General features: G+C 65.3%; 20 protein-coding genes. 12 read left to right on the top strand and 8 right to left on the bottom strand.

Features of this window, described 5'->3' with window-relative positions; translation table 11 throughout:
• Positions 1-11 precede the first annotated feature (11 nt).
• Together B0E46_RS08815 and B0E46_RS08810 are read left to right on the top strand one after the other, a co-directional pair.
• Positions 12-632 carry a LysE/ArgO family amino acid transporter gene (locus tag B0E46_RS08815; protein ID WP_077555405.1) on the top strand — a complete coding sequence of 207 codons (621 nt, stop codon included), beginning with the start codon at positions 12-14 and terminating at the stop codon, positions 630-632.
• Positions 633-694: 62 nt separating this feature from the next.
• Positions 695-2326: an NAD+ synthase gene (locus tag B0E46_RS08810; protein ID WP_077555404.1), complete on the top strand. Its 1632-nt coding sequence runs from the start codon at positions 695-697 to the stop codon at positions 2324-2326.
• A 36-nt stretch (positions 2327-2362) separates the two neighbouring features.
• Here B0E46_RS08810 and yedA read toward each other — a convergent pair whose 3' ends face one another.
• Both yedA and B0E46_RS08800 read right to left on the bottom strand, forming a co-directional pair.
• The gene (gene yedA, locus B0E46_RS08805; RefSeq protein WP_077555403.1) at positions 2363-3271 is read right to left on the bottom strand and encodes a drug/metabolite exporter YedA; all 909 of its coding nucleotides are present in this window, start codon (positions 3269-3271) and stop codon (positions 2363-2365) included.
• Between the two features lie 101 nt (positions 3272-3372).
• Positions 3373-3648 (bottom strand): hypothetical protein, encoded by a 276-nt coding sequence (locus tag B0E46_RS08800; protein WP_077555402.1) that lies wholly within the window; start codon positions 3646-3648, stop codon positions 3373-3375.
• A 90-nt stretch (positions 3649-3738) separates the two neighbouring features.
• Here B0E46_RS08800 and B0E46_RS08795 point away from each other — a divergent pair, with 90 nt between their 5' ends.
• From B0E46_RS08795 to cysN, 3 genes are all read left to right on the top strand, one after another.
• Positions 3739-4089: a Rieske 2Fe-2S domain-containing protein gene (locus tag B0E46_RS08795; protein ID WP_077555401.1), complete on the top strand. Its 351-nt coding sequence runs from the start codon at positions 3739-3741 to the stop codon at positions 4087-4089.
• 228 nt (positions 4090-4317) lie between these two features.
• Positions 4318-5238, top strand: a complete 921-nt coding sequence (gene cysD, locus B0E46_RS08790) for a sulfate adenylyltransferase subunit CysD (protein WP_077555400.1) — start codon at positions 4318-4320, stop codon at positions 5236-5238.
• Positions 5238-7127, top strand: a complete 1890-nt coding sequence (gene cysN / locus B0E46_RS08785; protein WP_139350481.1) for a sulfate adenylyltransferase subunit CysN — start codon at positions 5238-5240, stop codon at positions 7125-7127. The genes cysD and cysN overlap by 1 nt, the downstream gene beginning before the upstream one ends.
• A 78-nt stretch (positions 7128-7205) precedes the next feature.
• Here cysN and B0E46_RS08780 read toward each other — a convergent pair whose 3' ends face one another.
• On the bottom strand, positions 7206-8588 hold the full coding sequence (locus B0E46_RS08780) for an L-serine ammonia-lyase (RefSeq protein ID WP_077555399.1): 1383 nt from the start codon (positions 8586-8588) through the stop codon (positions 7206-7208).
• Between the two features lie 78 nt (positions 8589-8666).
• Here B0E46_RS08780 and B0E46_RS08775 point away from each other — a divergent pair, with 78 nt between their 5' ends.
• Positions 8667-8894, top strand: coding sequence for a glutaredoxin family protein (locus B0E46_RS08775; protein WP_077555398.1), 228 nt, complete (start codon positions 8667-8669; stop codon positions 8892-8894).
• Between the two features lie 46 nt (positions 8895-8940).
• On the opposite strand, the gene B0E46_RS08770 is transcribed toward B0E46_RS08775, so the two are convergent.
• Positions 8941-10299, bottom strand: a complete 1359-nt coding sequence (locus B0E46_RS08770; protein ID WP_077555397.1) for a 3-oxoacid CoA-transferase — start codon at positions 10297-10299, stop codon at positions 8941-8943.
• Positions 10300-10465: 166 nt separating this feature from the next.
• Between B0E46_RS08770 and B0E46_RS08765 the strand changes: the two genes are divergently transcribed.
• The 3 genes from B0E46_RS08765 (at position 10466) to B0E46_RS08755 (ending at position 13476) form a co-directional block, all read left to right on the top strand.
• A complete protein-coding gene (locus B0E46_RS08765; protein ID WP_077555396.1) occupies positions 10466-10837 on the top strand; it encodes a BlaI/MecI/CopY family transcriptional regulator in 372 nt (123 codons plus the stop codon).
• Entirely contained in the window at positions 10824-12383 is a 1560-nt protein-coding gene (locus tag B0E46_RS08760; protein WP_077555395.1) for a M56 family metallopeptidase, read from the top strand. The genes B0E46_RS08765 and B0E46_RS08760 overlap by 14 nt, the downstream gene beginning before the upstream one ends.
• 97 nt (positions 12384-12480) lie before the next feature.
• A complete protein-coding gene (locus tag B0E46_RS08755) occupies positions 12481-13476 on the top strand; it encodes an isoaspartyl peptidase/L-asparaginase (RefSeq protein ID WP_077555394.1) in 996 nt (331 codons plus the stop codon).
• Between the two features lie 324 nt (positions 13477-13800).
• Here the strand turns inward: B0E46_RS08755 and B0E46_RS08750 are convergent, their stop codons facing one another.
• Positions 13801-14637 (bottom strand): outer membrane protein assembly factor BamD, encoded by an 837-nt coding sequence (locus tag B0E46_RS08750; protein ID WP_077555507.1) that lies wholly within the window; start codon positions 14635-14637, stop codon positions 13801-13803.
• Between the two features lie 92 nt (positions 14638-14729).
• Here B0E46_RS08750 and rluD point away from each other — a divergent pair, with 92 nt between their 5' ends.
• The 3 genes from rluD to clpB all read left to right on the top strand — a co-directional run bounded on the left by rluD (position 14730) and on the right by clpB (position 19279).
• Positions 14730-15704, top strand: a complete 975-nt coding sequence (rluD, locus tag B0E46_RS08745; protein WP_077555393.1) for a 23S rRNA pseudouridine(1911/1915/1917) synthase RluD — start codon at positions 14730-14732, stop codon at positions 15702-15704.
• Positions 15705-15776: 72 nt separating this feature from the next.
• Positions 15777-16526 (top strand): peptidoglycan editing factor PgeF, encoded by a 750-nt coding sequence (pgeF, locus tag B0E46_RS08740; protein WP_077555392.1) that lies wholly within the window; start codon positions 15777-15779, stop codon positions 16524-16526.
• A gap of 140 nt (positions 16527-16666) precedes the next feature.
• Complete coding sequence (gene clpB, locus B0E46_RS08735; RefSeq protein ID WP_174567070.1) at positions 16667-19279, top strand: ATP-dependent chaperone ClpB; 2613 nt, start codon at positions 16667-16669, stop codon at positions 19277-19279.
• A 243-nt stretch (positions 19280-19522) separates the two neighbouring features.
• Here clpB and B0E46_RS08730 read toward each other — a convergent pair whose 3' ends face one another.
• The 3 genes from B0E46_RS08730 to B0E46_RS08720 form a co-directional block, all read right to left on the bottom strand.
• Entirely contained in the window at positions 19523-20254 is a 732-nt protein-coding gene (locus B0E46_RS08730) for a CsgG/HfaB family protein (RefSeq protein WP_077555390.1), read from the bottom strand.
• A 155-nt stretch (positions 20255-20409) separates the two neighbouring features.
• Positions 20410-20799, bottom strand: a complete 390-nt coding sequence (locus B0E46_RS08725) for a DUF805 domain-containing protein (RefSeq protein ID WP_254425096.1) — start codon at positions 20797-20799, stop codon at positions 20410-20412.
• A gap of 378 nt (positions 20800-21177) precedes the next feature.
• Positions 21178-21669 (bottom strand): hypothetical protein, encoded by a 492-nt coding sequence (locus tag B0E46_RS08720; protein ID WP_139350480.1) that lies wholly within the window; start codon positions 21667-21669, stop codon positions 21178-21180.
• Between the last annotated feature and the right edge of the window lie 101 nt (positions 21670-21770).

Below are 21770 nucleotides of genomic sequence, written 5' to 3'. Positions count from 1 at the left end.
GGGCTTCGGACATGTTCTTTTCGGCTTACCTGGCCGGCCTTGCAGCGGGTGCGGGCCTGATCATCGCGATCGGTGCACAGAACGCCTTCGTGCTCCGGCAAGGGCTGCAGCGCAGCCATGTCGGTGCCGTGGTGCTGGTGTGCATCGTGGCGGACGTCTGCCTGATTCTGCTCGGCGTGGCTGGCATGGGGCTGGCTGTGCAACAGCATCCAGGCCTGCTGCAGTGGCTGCGCTATGCCGGCGCGGCGTTCCTCGCGGCGTATGGCGCGCTGGCGTTGTGGCGCGCATGGCGCGGGAAGAGCGGGCTGCAGCCAGCCAGCGACGGCGCCGGCGACTGGCGGCGCGTCGTGCTGGCCTGCCTGGGCTTCACTCTGCTCAACCCACACGTCTATCTCGACACGGTGGTGCTGCTCGGCAGTCTTTCCACCCATTACGCCGGCGATGGGCGTTGGGTCTTCGCGGGCGGCGCGTCCACGGCCAGCGTGCTGTGGTTTCTCTCTCTGGGCCATGGTGCTCGCGCGCTCCTGCCGGTATTCCGCAGCCCGGTGGCGTGGCGGGTATTCGACGTGGCCGTGGCCGCTTTCATGTGCACCCTGGCGGTGTTGTTGCTGATCCAGCCGGTGGGTGCGTAGGCGAGGGTGGACGGGTGCCTCGGGTATCATTGGGAACTGCCCCGAAACACGGATTTGCCGGTATGTCCCCGCTACGTCTCGCGCTTGCGCAGTTCGATTTTCCGGTTGGCGCGGTCGCGGCCAATGCGGCCAAGGTGGAGGACCTGATGACGCAGGCGCGTGCGGGCGGCGCGTCGCTGGTGGTTTTCCCCGAGCTGAGCTTGAGTGGCTATCCGCCAGAGGATCTGCTGCTGCGGCCAAGCTTCCTCGCTGCCTGCGAGAGTGAGCTTGACGTGCTGGCACAAGCGACCAATGGTGTTGCCGCGCTGGTCGGGCATCCGCACAGCGAGGGCGAGGTGTACAACGCTGCCAGTCTGCTGCGCGGCGGACGCATCGAGGCAACGGCCCACAAGCAGGCGCTGCCGAATTACGGCGTGTTCGACGACAAGCGTTATTTCCGTCCGGGCCATGCGACGGCAGCCACGGTGATCGATGGCGTCTGTATTGGGCTGTTGATCTGCGAAGACATTTGGCAACCAGAGCCGGCGGCGCAGGCCGCAGCGGCAGGTGCCGAGCTGATCGTGGTGATCAACGCCTCGCCATGGGACGAGGCCAAGCAGGCTGGGCGTGAGGGGGTGCTGATCGAGCGCGCGCGCGAAACCGGTTGTGCGATCGTCTACCTGAACCTGGTCGGTGGCCAGGACGAAGTGGTCTATGACGGCGCTTCGCTGCTGGTCAACGGCGACGGCTCGATTGCTGCGCGCGCGCCAGCCTTCGTCGACGCGCTGCTGTGGGCCGAGTTCGATCCGGCGACACGGAGGTTGCACGCCGAGGACTGGCCGGTGTGCGCGGATGCATGCATCGAGGCCACGCTCTATGCGGCCTTGGTGCGCGGCATCCGCGACTACATCGACAAGAACGGGTTCGGCGGCGTGCTGCTGGGCTTGTCCGGCGGCATCGACTCGGCGCTGACGCTGGCGCTGGCAGTCGATGCGCTGGGCGCCGAACGCGTCACCGCGGTGATGATGCCTACGCGCTACACCTCGCAACTGTCGCTGGACGGCGCGCGTGCGCAGGCGGCGCGGCTGGGCGTCGACTACCACGTGATCGACATCGAGCAGACCTGCCAGTCGTTCGTCGACGCGCTGACCCCGGCATTCGCCGGCAAGGGCGCCGACACCACCGAGGAAAACCTGCAGTCGCGCACCCGCGGCGTGATGCTGATGGCGCTGTCGAACAAGCATGGCCGGCTGTTGCTGGCGACCGGCAACAAGAGCGAGATGGCGGTGGGCTACGCCACCCTGTACGGCGACATGTGCGGCGCCTACGCGCCGTTGAAGGACGTCTACAAGACCGTGGTGTACAAGCTGTCGCGCTGGCGCAACGCGCACGCCGCAGGGCGGGGCGAGCCCGAGTGCATTCCGTCGGCCGTGATCGAGCGTCCGCCGTCGGCCGAGTTGCGCGACAACCAGACCGACCAGGATTCGCTGCCGCCGTATGACGAACTGGATGCGATCCTTGAACGCTTCATCGAGGGCGAGCAGTCGCAGGCTGAAATCGCCGCGCAAGGCTTTCATGCGGACACCGTGCGCCGGGTGGTGCGGCTGGTGCTGCTGAACGAATTCAAGCGCCGGCAGTCGGCGCCCGGACCGCGCGTGACCACGCGAGCGTTCGGTCGCGAGCGGCGTTATCCGATCACGTCCGGTTGGCGCTGAGCCAGTCCCGGACGGAGCCGACGACAGCGGGTCGCGTCAGTGTGCCCGCTTCTGTTTTGCCAGGGTGATCACCAGCACGCCGAGCAGGATGATGGACATGCCGGCCAGGTCGTAGGGTCCGATGTGTTCGCCGGCCAGCAGCACGCCGAACAGCACCGCCACGGGCGGGTTCACGTAGGCGTAGCTGGTGCTCAGCGCAGGCCGTGCATGTTTCAGCACATACAGGTAGGCGCTGAACGCGATCAGCGAGCCGAACACGGCCAGATAGACCACCGCCAGGGTGGCGCGTGCGGTGGGATGTGCAGGAAAGTGTTCGCCGCTGGCGAAGCCGAAGATCAGCAAGGCGACACTCGCGCAGAGCATCTGCGCGGCGGTGTTCATGGGCCCCGGCGGCATTTCGCGGCGGCGACTCCAGGCCGAGCCGAATGCCCAGCACATCGCCGCCACCAGCAGCGCCAGCGCGCCGAACCGTGAGCCGGACAGGCTGCTGCCAAGGTTCAGCACGATCACGCCGGCGAAGCCGATCGCCAGGCCGATGCTCTCGCGCCGGTTCGGCCACTCGCCATACATGCCGGAGAACAGCGCGGCGAACAGCGGCATGCTGGCCACCGCCACGGCGGCAATGCCGGAGCTCACCCGCTCTTCCGCGAAACAGACCAGGCCGTTGCCGAAGCCGAGCAGCAGCAGGCCGGTGAAAGCCGCATTGCGCCATTGCAGCGGCGTCGGCGGCGCGATGCCACGCAGGCGCAGAAAGCCATACAGCGCGGTGCCGGCGCAGACGAAGCGCACGCTGGCGAGTAGGAACGGCGGGTAGCTTTCCAGCGCGTAGCGGATACCCAGGTAAGTCGAACCCCAGATCACGTACAGCGCGAACAGCGCCAGCGGAATCAGGAGTCGGGGCTCACTCAGGCGATGCGGCGCGGCGGCCACAGGATGGTCGGACATGGGGGCGGATCGTGAGGGGACGGCGGATTATCCGCGAGCCCGACGGATTTTGTGAGCGCGATTTGGGCCGCGATGCGGCCCGGACCGTGGCGGCACGCGCCTCAGTGCGTGACTGGACGACCCTGCTGGATCACCACGAACTCGCCTTCCAGTATGTCAGGCTGGTGTGCGGCGCGCGCTGCGGCGGGTCCGGCGGGCGACTTCGCCTGTCGCCACTGGCGCCAGGCCAGCAACAGGCTGCCGCCGACCAGCAGCACGCCGGCAACCACCAGGCCAAACACCAGCAACACGCCGAGCACCGCCATGCCGACCAGCAGCGACAGGACGCGAACCAGCGGATGACGGGAGCGACGCAGGGAGGGCAGGGTGAAGTACATGTGTTAAAAATCCGTATGGTAAAATCAACGACTTACGCTTGAAATCATGCGTGCAACCATGGGGCCATCCGGCCCGCGAGGCAAGTGCCGATGGATACAGTGACCTCCGTCCCGTTGTTGTGCCGGCTGGACGAGATTCCCGATGGCGGCGCCACCGCGGTCGATGCCCCGCTGCCGGGTGGCGAGGAGAGCCTGATCCTGCTGCGGCAAGGCGATCGGGTGTGCGGCTATCTCAACGTCTGCCCGCATGCCGGGCGCCGGCTTGACTATGCACCGGGCAAATTCCTGCTGAAGGACGGCATGTTGATCTGCGCCGTGCACGGCGCCAGCTTCAGCCAGGCCGATGGGTTGTGCATCGCCGGTCCCTGCCGCGGCGAGCATCTGCGCCAGGTGGCCGTGCAGGTGGCGGATGGTGCGGTTCATCTCGATGCAGGCGTGTAGTCACCTGTGGAAACCTCGAAAGCCCTCGTCATTCCTGCTCTTGTCTCCTGTTCGGGTTCGCCGGCATGACGAGCAAAGGCGCGGTTTTTCGAGGCCCCTTTCGTCATCGAGACTCAGGCAACGGGGTCCGGCCATGTCCGGGGGTGTCCGCATATGCATAAATCCGCTGGTCATTACGCAAACGGCGTCGCCCCGACTAGAATCCCGACGGATATCAACGGCAGCGACATGACCAACATCGACACGCTTGCGCACGCATCGCATCTAAATCAACTGGAATCGGAAAGCATCCACATCCTGCGCGAGGTGGCGGCGGAATTCCGCAACCCGGTGATGATGTATTCGGTCGGCAAGGACTCCTCGGTATTGCTGCACCTGCTGCACAAGGCGTTTTATCCGGCGCCGCCGCCGATCCCGCTGCTGCATGTGGACACCACGTGGAAATTCCGCGAGATGATCGCCTTCCGCGATCGCCGCGCCCGGGAAACCGGCTGTCGGTTGATCGTGCACATCAACCAGGACGGCGTGGCGCAGGGCATCGGCCCGTTCAGCCACGGCGCGACCGTGCATACCGACGTGATGAAGACCCAGGCGCTGAAGCAGGCGCTGGACAAGTACCAGTTCGATGCCGCGATCGGCGGTGCCCGCCGCGACGAGGAGAAGTCGCGCGCCAAGGAACGCGTGTTCTCGTTCCGCAATGCGCAGCACCGCTGGGATCCGAAGAGCCAGCGGCCGGAGCTGTGGAACCTCTACAACGCGCGTATCGCCAAAGGCGAAAGCGTGCGCGTGTTCCCGCTGTCGAACTGGACCGAGCTGGACATCTGGCTGTACATCTATCGCGAGAAGATCGAGGTGCCGTCGCTGTACCTCGCCGCCGAGCGGCCGGTGGTCGAGCGCGACGGCGCGCTGATCATGGTCGACGACGAGCGCATGCCGTTGCAGCCGGGCGAGATCCCGCAACTGCGCAAGGTGCGCTTCCGCACGCTGGGCTGCTATCCGCTGACCGGTGCGATTGAGTCCGAGGCCGATACTTTGCCGGCCGTCATCCAGGAAATGCTGGTGGCGCGCACCTCCGAGCGCCAGGGCCGGGTGATCGACCATGACCCGGCCGCGTCGATGGAGAAGAAAAAGCAGGAGGGCTATTTCTGATGGGCATGGAGCACGAGGCAGCCAGCGCGATCGACGCCTACCTGCAACAACATGAAACCAAGAGCCTGCTGCGCTTCATCACCTGCGGCAGCGTCGACGATGGCAAGAGCACCTTGCTTGGACGCCTGCTGTACGACAGCAAGCTGCTGTTCGACGACCAGCTGGCGGCGCTGGAAGGCGACAGCCTGCGCCACGGCACGCAGAACGGCGAGCTGGATTTCGCCTTGCTGGTCGACGGGCTCTCCGCCGAACGCGAGCAGGGCATCACCATCGATGTCGCCTACCGCTTCTTCAGCACCGATCGGCGCAAGTTCATCGTGGCCGATTGCCCCGGCCACGAGCAGTACACGCGCAACATGGCCACGGGTGCGTCCACTGCCGATCTTGCCGTGATGCTGGTCGATGCGCGCAAGGGCCTGCTGACGCAGACGCGCCGGCATACGTATATCTGCGCGCTGCTCGGCATCCGCCATGTGCTGCTTGCGGTAAACAAGATGGACCTGGTGGATTACGCCGAAGACGTGTTCCGGCCGATCGAAGTGGCTTACCGTGAGTTGGCCGCTTCGATGGGTATCGAACAGGTCACGGCGGTGCCGCTGTCGGCGTTGCGTGGCGAGAATGTCAGCAGCCGTTCGCGCAACCTTGGCTGGTACGACGGCCCCAGCCTGCTGGAACATCTGGAAACGGTGCAGCTCGTGCGCGCCGCCGATGCGATCGGTTTCCGCCTGCCGGTGCAGTGGGTGTGCCGGCCGGATCAGAACTTCCGTGGCTACGCTGGCCAGGTGGTCGCCGGCTCGATTGCGCCCGGCGACGAGGTCGTGGTGCTGCCCAGTGGCGTCCGCTCGAAGGTCGCGCGCATCGTCACCGCAGATGGCGACTTGCCGCATGCCGGCCGTGGCGACACGGTCACGCTGACCCTGGCCGACGAGCGCGACATCAGTCGCGGCGACGTCATTGCCGCCGCCGTGCGGCCGCCGCAGGTGGCCGACCAGTTTGCCGCGCACCTGCTGTGGATGGGCGAGTCGCCCTTGCTGCCGGGGCGCTCCTATTGGCTGAAGATCGGCACGCGCACGGTCAGTGCGCAGGTCACCGAAATCAAGCACAAGGTCGACGTCAACACGCAGGAATCGCTGGCGGCCAAGCGGCTGGAATTGAACGAGGTGGGCTACTGCAACATCAGCCTGGATCACGCCATCGCGTTCGAGTCGTATGAGCACTGCCATGCGCTGGGCGCGTTCATCCTGATCGATCGGCAGAGCAACGGCACGGTGGCCGCCGGCACGCTGAACTTCGCCCTGCGCCGTGCCGACAACATCCACTGGCAGCACCTGGACGTCGATCGCACCGCGCGCGCGCGGATCAAGGGCCAGGCACCAGCCTGCCTGTGGTTCACCGGCCTGTCCGGCTCCGGCAAGTCGACCGTCGCCAACCTGGTGGAGAAGCGCCTGCACGCCTTGGGTTATCACACCTACATGCTGGACGGCGACAACGTGCGCCATGGTCTCAACCGCGATCTGGGCTTCACCGCCGAGGATCGCGTCGAGAACATCCGTCGCGTGGCCGAGGTGGCGAAGCTGATGGTGGATGCCGGTTTGATCGTGCTGGTCTCGTTCATCAGCCCGTTCCGCAGCGAGCGGCGCATGGCGCGGGACCTGTTCGCCGAGGGCGAGTTCAGCGAGGTCTTCATGGATACGCCGCTGGCGATCTGCGAACAGCGCGACGCGAAAGGGCTCTACGCCAAGGCGCGTGCCGGCGAGATCCGCAATTTCACGGGTATCGATTCACCGTACGAGCCGCCGGAGCATGCCGAAGTGCATCTGCACGCGGCGGAACGCAGCGCCGAGGCCATGGCCCAGCAGGTGGTGGACGTGCTTCTCGGCCAAGGTTGAGCTTTCGGGCGGATCCTGCGCGAGCCCGTCCGCGCAGGATCCGCCGTGGCCATGTTGCTGCCGGGACGGCCCGGCAACTCAGCACTCGATGACGTTGACCGCGAGCCCGCCGCGGCTGGTTTCCTTGTACTTGTCCTTCATGTCGCGGCCGGTGTCGCGCATGGTCTTGATCACCTTGTCCAGCGAGACGCGGTGCTTGCCATCGCTCTTCAGTGCCATGCGGCTGGCGTTGATCGCCTTCACCGAGCCCATCGCGTTGCGTTCGATGCAGGGGATCTGCACCAGGCCGCCGATCGGGTCGCAGGTGAGGCCGAGGTTGTGCTCCATGCCGATCTCGGCGGCGTTCTCCACCTGCATCACGCTGCCGCCGAGCGCGGCGGTGAGGCCGCCGGCAGCCATCGAGCAGGCCACGCCGACTTCGCCCTGGCAGCCTACTTCGGCACCGGAGATCGAGGCGTTTTCCTTGTACAGGATGCCGATCGCGGCGGCGGTCAACAGGTAGTCGACGATGCCGTCGTCGTTCGCCTTCGGGCAGAAGCGCAGGTAGTAGTGGCCCACCGCCGGCACGATGCCTGCCGCGCCGTTGGTCGGCGCGGTGACCACGCGGCCACCGGCGGCGTTCTCCTCGTTCACCGCCAGTGCGTAGAGGTTGACCCAGTCCAGGATGGTCAGCGGATCGCGCAGGGCGGCTTCCGGCTGGGTGCGCAACTCTTCGGCCATCGCCGGCGCGCGACGTGCCACCTTCAGGCCGCCAGGCAGCGTGCCAGGCGAACGCAGCCCGCGGTCGACGCAATCCTGCATCGCCTTCCAGATCGTCAGCAGGCCGGCGCGGGTTTCCGCTTCGGGGCGCCACACGCTTTCGTTCGCCATCATCAGCTGGGCGATCGTCATGTCGTGCTGCTTGCACAGCGCCAGCATCTGGTCGCCGGTGGAGAACGGATAGGGCTGCTCGGTGGTGTCGGCGACGATGCGGTCTTCCGCTGCTTCGTCGTGATTCACCACGAAGCCGCCGCCGACCGAGTAGTAATCGCGCGTGGCCAGTTCGTTGCCCTCGGCGTCGTACGCGCTGAAGCGCATGCCGTTGGTGTGGAACGGCAGCTTCTGGCGCTTGTTGAAGACCAGGTCGCTTTTTTCGTCGAACTCGATCTCGCGTTTGCCGAGCACGCGAATGTGGTGCGAGGTGCGGATGCGCTTGAGGATTTCCGGGATCCGGTCGGGATCGACGGTATCCGGGTGTTCGCCCTCGAAGCCGAGCAGCACCGCCTTGTCGGTGCCGTGGCCGCGGCCAGTCATCGCCAGCGAGCCGTACAGCTCGGCGCGCACGCGGGTCACCCGGTCGAGCACGCCTTTCTCTTCCAGCCAGCGTTCGGCGAAACGTGCCGCCGCGCGCATCGGTCCCACCGTGTGCGAGGAGGACGGGCCAATGCCGATCTTGAACAGGTCGAATACGCTGACGGCCATGGGTTTGCTGCTGGGTTAAGGGAGTGAACCGGTTATTCTACGCGGCGTCCCCGCCTTTGGCAGTCCATTCGCAAGCGCATGTCCGATCTGATTCTGTACCAGCGTGATTACTGCCACCTGTGCGACCTGGCGCTGGCCGTGCTGGCCGAGGCGCGTGCGCCGGAGTTCGACAGCGTGTGGGTGGACGACACGGTCGAACTGGAGCAGCGCTATGGCATCCGGGTGCCGGTGCTGCGCGATGCACGCAATGGCCGCGAGCTGGACTGGCCGTTCGATGCGGCAGCGGTGCGTACCTTCCTCGGTTAGGAGCGCACCGGGTGCGCTCCTGGCGAAGCGTCGATGACGGTGTCGCTCAGCCGGCCAGTGCAGCGGCCACGGCAAACGCGCAACCGGTCTTCGCCTTCACGTCGGCCAGCGTCACGCCGTCATGCAGTTCGATCAGGGTCAGGCCCTGGCCTTTCGCCACCTCGAACACGCACAGGTCGGTGATGATCAGGTCGACCACCTGCTTGCCGGTCAGCGGCAGGTCGCAGGCGTCCTTGATCTTCGGCGAGCCGTCCTTCGCGTTGTGCTCCATCAGCACCACCACGCGCCTGACGCCGCTGACCAGGTCCATCGCGCCGCCGGGGCCCTTGACCATCTTGCCCGGCACCATCCAGTTCGCCAGGTCGCCGTGCGCGGACACTTCCAGGCCGCCGAGGATCGACAGGTCGATGTGGCCGCCGCGGATCATCGCGAACGAGTCCGCGCTTGAGAAGAAGCTCGAGCCGGGCAGGGTGGTGATGGTCTGCTTGCCGGCGTTGATCAGGTCGGGATCGATCCGGTCCTCGGTGGGGAACGGGCCGATGCCAAGCAGGCCGTTCTCCGACTGCAGGATCACGTCCATCCCTTCGGGGATGAAGTTCGCCACCAGGGTCGGGATGCCGATGCCGAGGTTGACGTAGTAGCCGTCGCGCAACTCCTTCGCGGCGCGCTGCGCCATCGCGGTGCGGATCGGGCTTTCCTTGCCGGTGTTGGCGCCGGCGATGGTGCGGAACTCGATGCGCTTCTCGTAGTTCGCGCCCTGTATGATGCGATCGATGTAGATGCCCGGCACGTGGATGTTGTCCGGATCGAGCGCGCCGACCTCGACCAGTTCCTCCACCTCGGCCACGCAGATCTTGCCGCAGGTGGCGATCATCGGGTTGAAGTTGCGCGCGGTCTCGCGGAATACCAGGTTGCCGAGGCGGTCGCCCTTCCACGCCTTCACGATCGAGACGTCGGCGTGGATGGCTTCCTCCAGCACATATTCCTTGTCGCCAAAGACCTTGGTTTCCTTGCCTTCGGCCAGCTTGGTGCCGTAGCCCGTGCGTGTATAGAAACCGGGGATGCCGGCGCCACCGGCGCGCAGCTTCTCGGCCAGCGTGCCTTGCGGGGTCAGGTGCAGCTCCAGCTCGCCGGCCAGCACCTGGCGCTCGAATTCCTTGTTCTCGCCCACGTAGGAGGCGTACACGCGCTTCACCTGATGCGTCTTCAGCAGCGGACCCATGCCGAAATCGTCCACGCCGGCATTGTTGCCGACGATGGTCAGGCCCTTGGTGCCGGCTTCCAGCAGCGCGCCGATCAGGTTCTCGGGAATGCCGCACAGGCCGAAGCCGCCGGCGGCGATCGTCATGTCGTCGAACAGCAGCCCGTCGAGAGCCTTGGTTGCGCTTGGGTAAACCTTGTCCATTGCCATGCCTTCCGCAGGGAGAGTCAGCTGCCAAGGATACGACGGTTTGCCCGTGCACGGCCTTGTACCAAGGTCGCAGGCCCAGTTTTGCATAGGCAAATCATGGCTTGACGCGATCATTTACGCGTGTAAACATAACATCACTTACACGCGTAAACGGTGACTCATGGCAATCAGCGAAGCCGAGGCGGTGGTGATGGATGTGCTGTGGCGCAAGGCGCCACGCACGGCCGAGGAGATCCTCGCCGAGGTCGGCCCGGCGCAGGACTGGCAGGAGGGCACGGTGAAATCCCTGCTCAACCGCCTGCTGCGGAAGAAGGCCGTGCACGCCGAACGCGACGGCCGCCGTTACCTGTACACGCCGCTGCTCACCCGCGAACAGTACGTCCAGCAGGAGAGCAAGGGTCTGCTGGATCGCCTGTTCGGCGGTCGCGTGGCACCGCTGGTGGCGCACTTCTCCGAGCAGCGCAAGCTGTCGAAGAAGGATGTCTCTGAACTGCGGAAACTGCTGCAGGAGCTTGATGATGAGCAGCATTGATCTTGCCGGCATCGACTGGATTGGGCGGGGCTGGCTGTTGATCCTCGCCTTCACCGCCGCGGTGCTCGTTGTAACTGTGCTGCGCAAACTTTGCCGATACCTGTTCGGTGCGGAACGCGCGTTCCAGCTGTGGTGGTTGCCGCCGCTGGCGATGCTGGCCAGTCAGTTGCCGCACACCGGCAGCGCAAGCGTCGCTGCGCTGCCTCCGCTGGTCTACATGATCACTTCGGTGACCAGCATGCTTCCGGCCCATGCCAGCAGTGCGGTTGCTGTTGAGTGGCGAGGTTTTGCCGTGCTGATCTGGTGCGCAGGTGTCGTGATGGCCATGCTGCTCGCCGTGCTGGCGCAATGGCGTTACCGCAATCGACTGCTTGGCGCTACGCCGATGGCTGGTGTGCCGTCACATCCGCCCGTGCTGCGTGCAGCACGGGCGGATGTCGGGCCTGCTCTGGTGGGTGCATGGCGGGTTCGCATCGTCGTGCCCGTCGATTTCGAGCAGCGCTATGACACGACCGAACGGGCGTTGATCCTCGCCCATGAGGCCATGCATGCGCGTCGTCGCGACGGTTGGTGGTGTTTGCTCGCGCAAGCCACGGCCGCCGTGTTCTGGTTCCATCCGCTGGCGTGGTGGGCGCTCGGTGCATTGCGACACGACCAGGAACTGGCCTGTGACGCCGCCGTGCTGCGACATCACGGCGAGCAACGCCGCAACTATGCCAATGCCATGTTGAAGACCCAGACGGCGCTGTTTGCGTTGCCGGTGGGTTGCCCCTGGTCCCCTCGTCACCCACTTACGGAGCGTATTGCCATGTTGAAGTCGCCCTTGCCAGGTCGTCTGCGGCGCAGTGTCGGGATGATCGCCAGTCTCACACTCGCCAGCGTGGTGGCTGGCGCTGTATATGCCGCCAGTGCAGTGGCTGGCCAGCCTTCGGGCATGCCGGCGACATCCGCCACGGATGCGCACGAGTATCAGCTGAACATGAAGGTCGAGCTGACCACGGATGATGCGCATCGCAGTCATGCCGAGCGGGCGACCCTTGCGCTCTGCGTGGTTCCCGGCAAGGGCGCGGCAGTGAGCACCCAAGGCTGGAGGGTCGATGCCACCACCTTGCCCGAAGGCGACAATCGGGTGCGCATCGATCTGGCCGTGACCGGGACAGACAGCAAAAAGCTTGCAGACACCCAGTTGCATGGTGCCCTGGGCGAGTCCTTGCATGCTGACGGCATGGGCAAGGACGGCAAGCACCGCTACGCCATCGACGTGACCCCGCTGGCCGGGTGCCCTGCGCGTACCCAGGCGGCCGATACCGGCGCGCGCCTGAAGCTGCTCAGCCAGAGCGTGAAGAATGAACCGGTACGTGCCGTGGCGAAGACGGTGGCAGCCAAGGCGGGACTGGTATTGGTCAATCCGGAATTGCTGGATGAGCGACCCGTTACCTTGAATTTCGAGCAGATAACCGCCGAACGCGCCATGCAATTGCTGGCCGATATTGACGGCATGAAAGCCGTGTTCGAGGGTAGCCGGGTGCACTTCGAGCCAAAGTGACACCTGGAGCTGGCTATACTCATCCCGCCATGATCGGGAGAGTCAAGTGAAGTTCCGTCGTCTGTTCATTGCCCTTGCCAGTGTTGGAATCGCCACCATGAGCCACGCCGCCGTCTCACCCGTGCTGGTGATCCATGGCGGCGCTGGCGTGATCAAGCGCGACATGACGCCGGCGAAGGAAAAGGCCGTGCGTGCGGCGATGACGCTGGCGCTGCAGAACGGCTACGCCCAGCTCAAGGCCGGCAAGCCGGCGCTGGATGCGGTGACGGCGGCGATCACCGTGCTGGAGGACGATCCGAACTTCAACGCCGGCAAGGGCGCGGTGTTTACCCATGACGGCAAGAACGAGCTGGATGCGGCGATCATGGACGGCAACACCCTGGGTGCCGGCTCGGTGGCCGACGTGCATCGGGTGAAGAACCCGATCCTGCTGGCGCGTGCGGTGATGGAGCATTCGCCGCATGTAATGCTGGCCGGCGAGGGGGCCGAGGAGTTTGCCAAGGAGCAGGGCATCACCCTGGTCGACCCCTCGTACTTCCGCACCGAGGAGCGCTGGCAGCAGTTGCAGAAAGCCTTGAAGGAAGACGCCGCGAAGCAGCCGCATGCAGACGTCGATACGGCGAAACACTTCGGCACGGTCGGTGCGGTGGCGCTGGATGCCGAAGGGCATCTCGCCGCGGGTACCTCCACCGGTGGCATGACCGACAAGCGCTGGGGGCGCATCGGTGATTCGCCGATCATTGGCGCAGGCACTTATGCCAACAGCGGTTGTGCGGTGTCCGGCACCGGCTGGGGCGAGTACTACATCCGCACCGTCGCCGCGCATGAGATCTGCATGATGGTGACCCAGATGCGCGTGCCGCTGAAGCGCGCCGCCGCCCAGGTGATCAACGAGGAAATCCCGTCGATGGGCGGCAACGGTGGCGCGATCGCGCTGGATGCGGACGGCCATATCGCGATCCCGTTCAACACCGATGGCATGTACCGCGGCTGGATCGGCGCCGATGGCGTGCCGCATGTGGCGATCTACGGCGACGAGGACGACGGTATTGCCGAGCCGCCGGCACCGGCCGACAGCACGGCACAGCCGTAATTGCCGCTGCATCCGGCGAGCTGTTTCAGTTGTGCAAGCCGGCTGTCATCGTCATGGATCATCACGCGCGCGGCATCGGGTCGCCACGGTTCGTATCGAGCAGGAAGTTGAGACGTTCGACCTGTGCAGCTCCTGACGCGGCAAGACCCGTATGGGTAATCGTGTTCGGTCAGTTTCGCGGCAGCGGCCGGCGAGTGCAGGAAATCGTAATGGCTGGCGACCGCCGTCCAGCGCCAGAGAGGACGGCTTTCTTGTGCGCGAAATCGTGCGTACAAAAAAGCCGGCGATGGCTCGCCGGCTCGGGTGATGCGAAAACTAAAAGCATCAGTGATGCCCGGAGAACGGCACCATCTTGCGTAGCGTGGATGGCGCACGCGGCCATTTGGGGTCGGTCAGATAAGGATGGTTCGGATAGTTCAGCGCCAGCACCTGGCGTGCCTGGTCGGCCAGCTCCTTGTGACCGAGCGCGATATAGCTGCGGGCGAGGATGGCCAGCGCATCGCCGGTTTGCGGCGCCTGCTGGTAGTGTTCGATCACATACTGCGCGCGATCGGCCGAGGCGATATACGCCTTCTGGCGCAGGTAGAACTCGGACACATTGATTTCGTACTGGGCCAGCGTGTTGCGCAGGTAGATCATGCGCTGCCGCGCATCGGCGGTATACGCACTGTCAGGGAAGCGGCGCGACAGCTCCGAAAAGTCGTCGAACGCTTGCAGGTTGTAGCCCTGATCGCGGCGGGACTGGTTGTCGTGCTTCTGGGAATAGCGCTCCAGCCAGCCGGTGGTGCGATCGAAATTGATCAGACCGCGCAGGTAATAGGCATAATCGACATGTTTGTTGGTCGGATAGGTCTTGATGAAGCCGTTGATGGTCGACAATGCATCGTCGGGCTGGTTGTCCTTGTACTGGGAATAGGCCAGGTCGAGCTGGGCCTGCTCGTTGTACGGGCCCGACGGGAAGCGTGCGATCAGGCGCTGGTAGCTCTTGCTGGCTGCCGCATAGTCGGCGTTCTCCAGCGAGTTGTGCGCCTTGGTGTAAAGCGCTTCCAGCGGCAGGTTGTCGTCGGTTACGCGCTTGTTGTGGCCGAACATCGAGCAGGCGCTCATCGACACGGCGAGCGCGAGTACGGCGAGCACCTTCAGGGCAGGCAATTTGGACATCGGCAACTTGATTACGCGCATGAGGACAGGATTCAGATGTTTGATCGAAAAGGAATGATAGCCGAAACCGGCCACCGCCCGCGGATGCCGGCATGACCACGATCCGGCACGAGGCGACGGTGCCGCTGGGCGCCGCTGGACGCAGGTTCGACCAGGCTCTGGCCGAGATGTTCCCGGATTATTCGCGTTCGCGGCTCAGCGGCTGGATCAAGTCCGGCGCGGTGAGCCTGGATGGCGCCGTGGCGCCACCGCGCCAGCTGCTGCGCGGCGGCGAGCTGGTGCGGCTGCAGGTCGAGCTGGAGAACGAGGTAACCAGTGCGCCGGAGGATATTGCGCTGGTCATCGTCCATGAGGACGAGCATCTGCTGGTGCTGGACAAGCCCGCCGGGCTGGTGGTGCATCCGGGCGCCGGCAACCCGGCCGGCACCCTGCTCAACGCCTTGCTGCATCACGATCCGAAGCTGGCCGAACTGCCGCGCGCCGGCATCGTGCACCGGCTGGACAAGGACACCTCCGGCCTGATGGTGGTGGCGAAATCGCTGCCGGCGGTGACTGCGCTGGTGGACATGTTGTCGCGCCACGAGGTGGAGCGGCAATACGAGGCGGTGGTGCTGGGTACGATGGTGGCCGGCGGCACGGTGGATGCGCCGATCGGCCGCAGCATGGGCGACCGGCTGCGCCAGGCCGTGCGCGACGAAGAGGACGGCAAGCGCGCGGTGACCCATTACCGGCTGCGCGAACGCTTTCGTGCGCACAGCCTGCTGCAATGCCAGCTGGAGACCGGCCGCACGCACCAGATCCGCGTGCATCTGGCGCACATCAATCATCCGCTGATCGGCGATCCGCTGTATGGCGGCGGCCTCAAGTTGCCCAAGGGCGCCACGCCGGAGCTGACTGCCGCGTTGCGCGGCTTCCGGCGGCAGGCACTGCATGCGGAACGGCTGTCGTTCGAGCATCCGGTCACCGGCGAGCTGCTTGCGTTCGGTGCCGAACGGCCGGCCGACCAACTGGCGCTGATCGAGGCGCTCCGCGCGGATCTGCTGCAGCACGGTTCGGACGATTATTGATGCCTGGCATCGGGAACAAGAGCCGTGGTTATGCGATGCTCTGCGTTTCCTGATCCCCGCTCCCCCGGAAAAATGACCGACACCTGGATCTTCCCCGACTGGCCGTCGCCGTCGCGTGTCCATGCCGCGGTCACCACCCGCCATGGACCCGGCATCTCGGCGGCACCATTCGAGCGTTTCAATCTGGGTTTGCGCAGCGGCGACATGGCCGATGCGGTGGCGGCCAACCGCAGTGCTTTGCAGCAGGTACTGGCGCTGCCGGCGCCGCCCCGCTGGCTGCGTCAGGTACACGGCACCAGCGTGGCCGAACTGGGGCCGCTGCCCAGTCCGGACGAGCCGCAGGCGGATGCTGCGGTGTCGCATATTCCTGGCACCGTGCTGTCGATTCTCACCGCCGACTGCCTGCCCGTACTGTTCTGTACCGACGACGGCAGCCAGATCGGTGCGGCGCATGCCGGCTGGCGCGGATTGGCAGCCGGCGTACTGGAGGCGACGCTTACCCAGCTGCATTCGCCGCCCGAGCGGTTACTGGCGTGGCTCGGGCCGTGCATCGGTGCGGCTTCGTACGAGGTCGGCGAGGAAGTACGTGCCGCGTTTGTGGCGCACGCGGCGGCGGCGGAGGGTTGCTTCATGCCGACTCGGCCGGGTCACTGGTCGTGTGATCTGACGGGACTGGCACGACGCCGGCTGGCTGCTGCCGGAGTGACGCGAATCCACGGTGGCGGCTTCGATACGTTCAGTGACGCGCGTTTCTATTCGTACCGCCGCGACGGTGCCCGCAGTGGTCGTTTCGCCAGCCTGATCTGGCTGGCCGACAGCTGAGGCTCTTCAGCCGGCCGTTGGCTGAAGCTTGACGCGGCGTCGGCATAGGGTCTGCTTGAATCGCTTGCCGCAGTCCGCATCTCTGCGGGCAGTGGCGGCGGGTCCGCCAAATCCTTTCACCTCTTGCAGGGGATCTCGATATGCGGATGGACAAACTCACCTCGCGTTTCCAGCAGGCGCTGGCGGACGCGCAGTCGCTGGCCGTGGGCCGCGACAACAACATGCTGGAGCCGGCCCATGTCATGGCGGCGCTGCTCAACCAGCAGGGCGGCTCGACCGGTCCTTTGCTGACCCAGGCCCAGGTCAACGTGCCGGCGCTGCAGCAACGCGTCAACGACTTGCTGGAACGCCTGCCGAAGGTCAGCGGGCAGGAAGGCAACATCCATGCCGGCAACGAGCTGACCCGGTTGCTCAACCTCACCGACAAGCTGGCGCAGCAGCGCGGCGACCAGTTCATCGCCAGCGAGTTGTTCGTGCTGGCCGCGCTGGACGACAAGGGCGAGCTGGGCGCGGCGCTGAAAGCGGCCGGCGCGACCAAGCCGAACCTTGAAGCGGCGATCGAGAAGCTGCGCGGTGGCGAGAAGGTACAGAGCGAGAACGCCGAGGAACAGCGCCAGGCGCTGGAGAAATACTGCATCGACCTGACTGCGCGCGCCGAGTCCGGCAAGCTCGATCCAGTGATCGGCCGCGATGAGGAAATCCGCCGCACCATCCAGGTGCTGCAGCGGCGCACCAAGAACAATCCGGTACTGATCGGCGAGCCCGGCGTGGGCAAGACCGCGATCGTCGAAGGGCTGGCCCAGCGCATCATCAAGGATGAGGTGCCGGAAGGCCTGCGTGGCCGCCGCGTGCTGGCGCTGGACATGGGGGCGTTGATCGCCGGGGCGAAATTCCGCGGCGAGTTCGAGGAGCGGCTGAAGGCGGTGCTCAGCGACCTGTCCAAGCAGGAGGGGCGGGTGATCCTGTTCATCGACGAGCTGCATACCATGGTCGGCGCGGGCAAGGCCGACGGTGCGATGGATGCGGGCAACATGCTCAAGCCCGCGCTGGCGCGCGGCGAGCTGCACTGCATCGGGGCCACCACGCTGGATGAATACCGCAAGTACATCGAGAAGGATGCCGCGCTGGAACGCCGCTTCCAGAAAGTGTTCGTGGGCGAGCCAAGTGTCGAAGACACCATTGCGATCCTGCGCGGGCTGAAGGAGCGCTACGCGGTACACCACGGTGTCGAGATCACCGATCCGGCGATCGTCGCCGCGGCGACGTTGTCGAACCGCTACATCGCCGACCGCCAGCTGCCGGACAAGGCGATCGACCTGATGGACGAGGCCGCCTCGCGCATCCGCATGGAGATCGACTCCAAGCCGGAGGAGCTCGATCGGCTGGAGCGCCGGCTGATCCAGCTGAAGATCCAGCGCGAGATGCTGAAGAAGGAGAAGGACAGCGAATCGAAGCAGCGCCTCGCCGATCTGGGCACCGACATCGAGAAGCTGGAGCGCCAGTTCTCCGACCTCAACGAAATCTGGAAATCCGAGAAGGCCGCACTGCAGGGCGCAACCAAGGTGAAGGAGCAGATCGAGCAGGCACGGCAGGAACTGGACGCCGCGCAGCGCCGGCAGGACTACGCCAAGATGAGCGAAATCCAGTACGGCCGCCTGCCGGAACTGGAGAAGCAACTCGCTGCCGCGCAGGCTGCCGAGACGCAGGACTTCAAACTACTGCAGGACAAGGTCACCGCCGAGGAAATCGCCGAAGTGGTGGCGCGCTGGACCGGCATTCCGGTCGCCAAGATGCTCGAAGGCGAGCGCGAAAAGCTGCTGCACATGGAAGACGACCTGCACCGGCGCGTGGTCGGCCAAGACGAGGCGGTGCGCGCGGTGTCCGATGCGATCCGCCGTTCGCGTGCCGGTCTGTCCGATCCGAACCGGCCGAACGGTTCGTTCCTGTTCCTCGGTCCGACCGGCGTGGGCAAGACCGAGCTGTGCAAGGCGCTGGCCGAGTTCATGTTCGACACCACCGATGCGATGGTGCGCATCGACATGAGCGAGTTCATGGAGAAGCATTCCGTGAGCCGGCTGGTTGGCGCACCGCCGGGCTATGTCGGTTACGAGGAAGGCGGCTATCTCACCGAGGCGGTGCGGCGCCGGCCGTACAGCGTGATCCTGCTGGACGAGGTGGAGAAGGCGCACCCGGACGTGTTCAACATCCTGCTGCAGGTGCTGGACGACGGCCGCCTCACCGACGGCCAGGGCCGCACGGTGGATTTCCGCAACACCGTGATCGTGATGACCTCGAACCTCGGCTCGCAGATGATCCAGGATGCCTCAGAGAACAGCGAGGGCCGCGACGCCGAGGAGCAGTACACGCAGATGAAGGCCTCGGTGATGGGCGTGGTGCAGGCGCACTTCCGCCCGGAGTTCATCAACCGGCTCGACGAACTGGTGGTATTCCGCCCGCTCGACAAGAAGCAGATCCGCGCGATCGCCAGGATCCAGCTGGCATACTTGGGGAGGCGCCTGGCCGAGCGCCAGCTCAAGCTGGAGGTCAGTGACGATGCGCTGGCCCTGCTTGGCAACGTCGGCTTCGATCCGGTCTACGGGGCGCGGCCGCTGAAGCGGGCGATCCAGCAGCAGCTGGAGAATCCGCTGGCGAAGCAGATCCTGGAAGGGCGTTTCCCGCCCGGCGACACGGTCAGTGTCGCAGCTGCCGGCGGCCACCTGGTATTTCACAAGGCTGGAGCGGGTCCAGCCTGACATCCTCGTATCGGTTCGCAGGCCGCAGCAGCGGGCCGATTGGGGGCGGCGGAAGGGATGCCGCTGCGACCTGCGAAGAGTGTGACCAGCCGGGTCCCGTCCTGCCGGTTGTGCAAGGTGTGTGCTGCCATGGATGGGCGCCTGGTTTGCAGGGCGGACTGGATGCGCCAGCCCGCCCTGCGATCACTCGGACAAGGGCAAGCGAGCGGGCCGGTCCGTCAGAGGCTACCGCTTGATCTGCCGCTACTCGAGATCGAGTGAATTCTTGTCGTTCTGGCGGCGACGCTGCTCCTTCTGCTGGAAGCGGGTTTCGCAGTCGTCACGTTTGACCATCACGCAGTCGAGGTAATCGCTGGCCTCGATCAAGGCTGCGCGCACCGCCTTGCTCGCCGGGGTCTTCTGCGAATGCTGCACATCGCCACCAATCCCATGGCCGAAATAGCCGCCGGCATTGACCGCGCTGTCGGTGCTGTGGCCTTCGACGGTGCGTGAGTACACGACTTCGGATGTCTCTGCGTCGATCACGCGCAGGTCGATCGCGACATAGGCCTGCTTCTGGCCACCGCCCAGATGAAAGCCGGCGATGTTGACGCCGCCGCCGGTATTGGACGTGTCCTCGGTATACGCGCTGACCGAACCGGTGACCAGGTACTGCGCACCGGTGATATTGCCGGTATGCGGCGTGCTGCCCGGGCGCATGCGATACGAGCTGGCAAGATCCTGTTCGGACAGCACGGCGTTGATCTTCTGCCGCTCGATCACCTTGAAGTCGCCGGTGGCGCTCAATTCATTGCTGAGCATGTCGGCGAGCTGTGGGCCGACGTCGCCGCCCCACCACGAGGCGGAACTGGTCTGGTTGGTGAAGTCGATCACGGCGACGGCCAAGGTTGGTGCTTCGCGGGCCATCGCCGCGCCGCTCGCAGTCAATGCCAGGGTGAGTGCAGCACTGATCGCGATGCAATTCATGCGTTTCATGAGATTCCCCTCCGGTTTGTGGATACGACACTGCCCCAATTTCAGTCCCGGCGCGGGTCTTGCGGCCCCGCGTGGCGGTCGCGACGCGGGTCGGCCCCCCTTTGCCGACCCGTGGCGAATGCATCATGCGCCAGTCAGGATTTTCCTGCCTGTGGTCAGACCGCCATGTTCTTGGGGGAGGGTCCGTACTGGTTGTTTCCCGGGCTGCTGTCCAGCACGGCGAACACCAGCAGCACGAGACCGCCGATCCCGGGCAGCAGTGAAATCCAGAACCACCAGCCACTGTGATCCGTGTCGTGCAGCCGACGCACCAAGACGGAAATGCTCGGTACGAGAATCAGCAAGGCGAAGACTGCATAGACGACAGTGAGAGCCAGCGGCGAATGCCCGGCGCTGGCGGTCATGGAGATGGCGATGGCCAGCCCGGTCAGGATGGCTGCATTGATCAGTCCGAAATACCAGTATTCCTTGCGTGGCGCGCGGCCGGCGAAGGTGGCGTATTTGCCCAGTGCCCTGAAGTACCAGTTCATGATGATGACCCCCACTCGATGCTCCGTGGCTAGGGTCGACGGCTGCCGGAGCGGGATGGCCGTCGATGGATGGTGTCCGCCCCTGGACGAATGCCATCGCTCTTGCATGCCTTGCCTGCGGAACCTGCACCGATTGTCCCGGCAGGTTCGCCGGTGGATGCGGCTATGCCGTTATCGTCCGTACGAACCATTGCCGGCACATGCCGGTAACACGGCATTTTCAGTGGTCGGATTCCGACAACATGTAGTCGCAGACACCCATGTTTTGACCGGGATGGCCGACATGGGTGGTCAGCGGCGAACCGTTGGCCATGCCATCGTGTGCAATCTGCTGACGGCGCCATATTTCGCGCGGCATCGGGCCCGTGTCACGTCACGAAGCGTTATGCAGCGTTATGCCGTGTTATGCCTGTCCCCACAGAATGCGGTCGCTCGCCGGATCGTGCGAAGGACAAGTGCGGGTGGCGTGCGTACTGCCATGGCTCTGATCGGCAAGGCAGTGCCGGCGCCGCCTGCCGCGCGCGACGTGCTTGCATAGTTACGGAACAGTTCGTTGGGCGCGCTGTCGCGCTTGCTGTAGCCGCCGAAGGCGTAGAAGTAGACACCCGGCGCGATGGTGTACTGCACATTGAGCAGCACGTCCTTAGTTCTACACATCCGGATCGCCATAGCGTTGGCCCGGAAGCAGCGCGGTATAACCCGCGCGGTTGGTGTAGTCGCTGTGGCCGTCCTGCAGCGCCAGGCGTAGCCAGCCGCGTCACCGTTGAGCGGTATGCCAAGGTTCGCCGAGCCCAGCGACTGGTGGCCGTCGCCCTTGCTGTACTGGCCGTTGCTGGCGGTGACCGAGCCGCTTGACGCGCCGCCTTTCAGCGTGATGCTGATCACGCCGGCGTCGCGTCGGAGCCATCTGCGTGCAGATGGAAACAGCATGGCGATCGTCAATGACGTTCAGAGGGGTGCTGGCTCATGGAGACTCCCTTGGGATA

The sequence above is a fragment of the Rhodanobacter sp. B04 genome, from assembly GCF_002001125.1.
Classification (GTDB): domain Bacteria; phylum Pseudomonadota; class Gammaproteobacteria; order Xanthomonadales; family Rhodanobacteraceae; genus Rhodanobacter.
This window is presented reverse-complemented; position numbering and strand designations above follow the sequence as displayed.

Excerpts from the sequence above, each read along its gene's own strand:
- B0E46_RS08810 (WP_077555404.1), top strand. The coding sequence starts at position 695 with ATGTCCCCGCTACGTCTCGCGCTTGCGCAGTTCGATTTTCCGGTTGGC.
- B0E46_RS08795 (WP_077555401.1), top strand. The coding sequence starts at position 3,739 with ATGGATACAGTGACCTCCGTCCCGTTGTTGTGCCGGCTGGACGAGATT.
- B0E46_RS08765 (WP_077555396.1), top strand. The coding sequence starts at position 10,466 with ATGGCAATCAGCGAAGCCGAGGCGGTGGTGATGGATGTGCTGTGGCGC.
- B0E46_RS08800 (WP_077555402.1), bottom strand. The coding sequence starts at position 3,648 with ATGTACTTCACCCTGCCCTCCCTGCGTCGCTCCCGTCATCCGCTGGTT.
- B0E46_RS08760 (WP_077555395.1), top strand. The coding sequence starts at position 10,824 with ATGAGCAGCATTGATCTTGCCGGCATCGACTGGATTGGGCGGGGCTGG.
- clpB (WP_174567070.1), top strand. The coding sequence starts at position 16,667 with ATGCGGATGGACAAACTCACCTCGCGTTTCCAGCAGGCGCTGGCGGAC.
- pgeF (WP_077555392.1), top strand. The coding sequence starts at position 15,777 with ATGACCGACACCTGGATCTTCCCCGACTGGCCGTCGCCGTCGCGTGTC.
- rluD (WP_077555393.1), top strand. The coding sequence starts at position 14,730 with ATGACCACGATCCGGCACGAGGCGACGGTGCCGCTGGGCGCCGCTGGA.
- B0E46_RS08750 (WP_077555507.1), bottom strand. The coding sequence starts at position 14,637 with ATGTCCAAATTGCCTGCCCTGAAGGTGCTCGCCGTACTCGCGCTCGCC.
- B0E46_RS08730 (WP_077555390.1), bottom strand. The coding sequence starts at position 20,254 with ATGAAACGCATGAATTGCATCGCGATCAGTGCTGCACTCACCCTGGCA.
- B0E46_RS08775 (WP_077555398.1), top strand. The coding sequence starts at position 8,667 with ATGTCCGATCTGATTCTGTACCAGCGTGATTACTGCCACCTGTGCGAC.
- B0E46_RS08770 (WP_077555397.1), bottom strand. The coding sequence starts at position 10,299 with ATGGACAAGGTTTACCCAAGCGCAACCAAGGCTCTCGACGGGCTGCTG.
- cysD (WP_077555400.1), top strand. The coding sequence starts at position 4,318 with ATGACCAACATCGACACGCTTGCGCACGCATCGCATCTAAATCAACTG.
- cysN (WP_139350481.1), top strand. The coding sequence starts at position 5,238 with ATGGGCATGGAGCACGAGGCAGCCAGCGCGATCGACGCCTACCTGCAA.
- B0E46_RS08755 (WP_077555394.1), top strand. The coding sequence starts at position 12,481 with ATGAGCCACGCCGCCGTCTCACCCGTGCTGGTGATCCATGGCGGCGCT.
- yedA (WP_077555403.1), bottom strand. The coding sequence starts at position 3,271 with ATGTCCGACCATCCTGTGGCCGCCGCGCCGCATCGCCTGAGTGAGCCC.
- B0E46_RS08780 (WP_077555399.1), bottom strand. The coding sequence starts at position 8,588 with ATGGCCGTCAGCGTATTCGACCTGTTCAAGATCGGCATTGGCCCGTCC.
- B0E46_RS08815 (WP_077555405.1), top strand. The coding sequence starts at position 12 with ATGTTCTTTTCGGCTTACCTGGCCGGCCTTGCAGCGGGTGCGGGCCTG.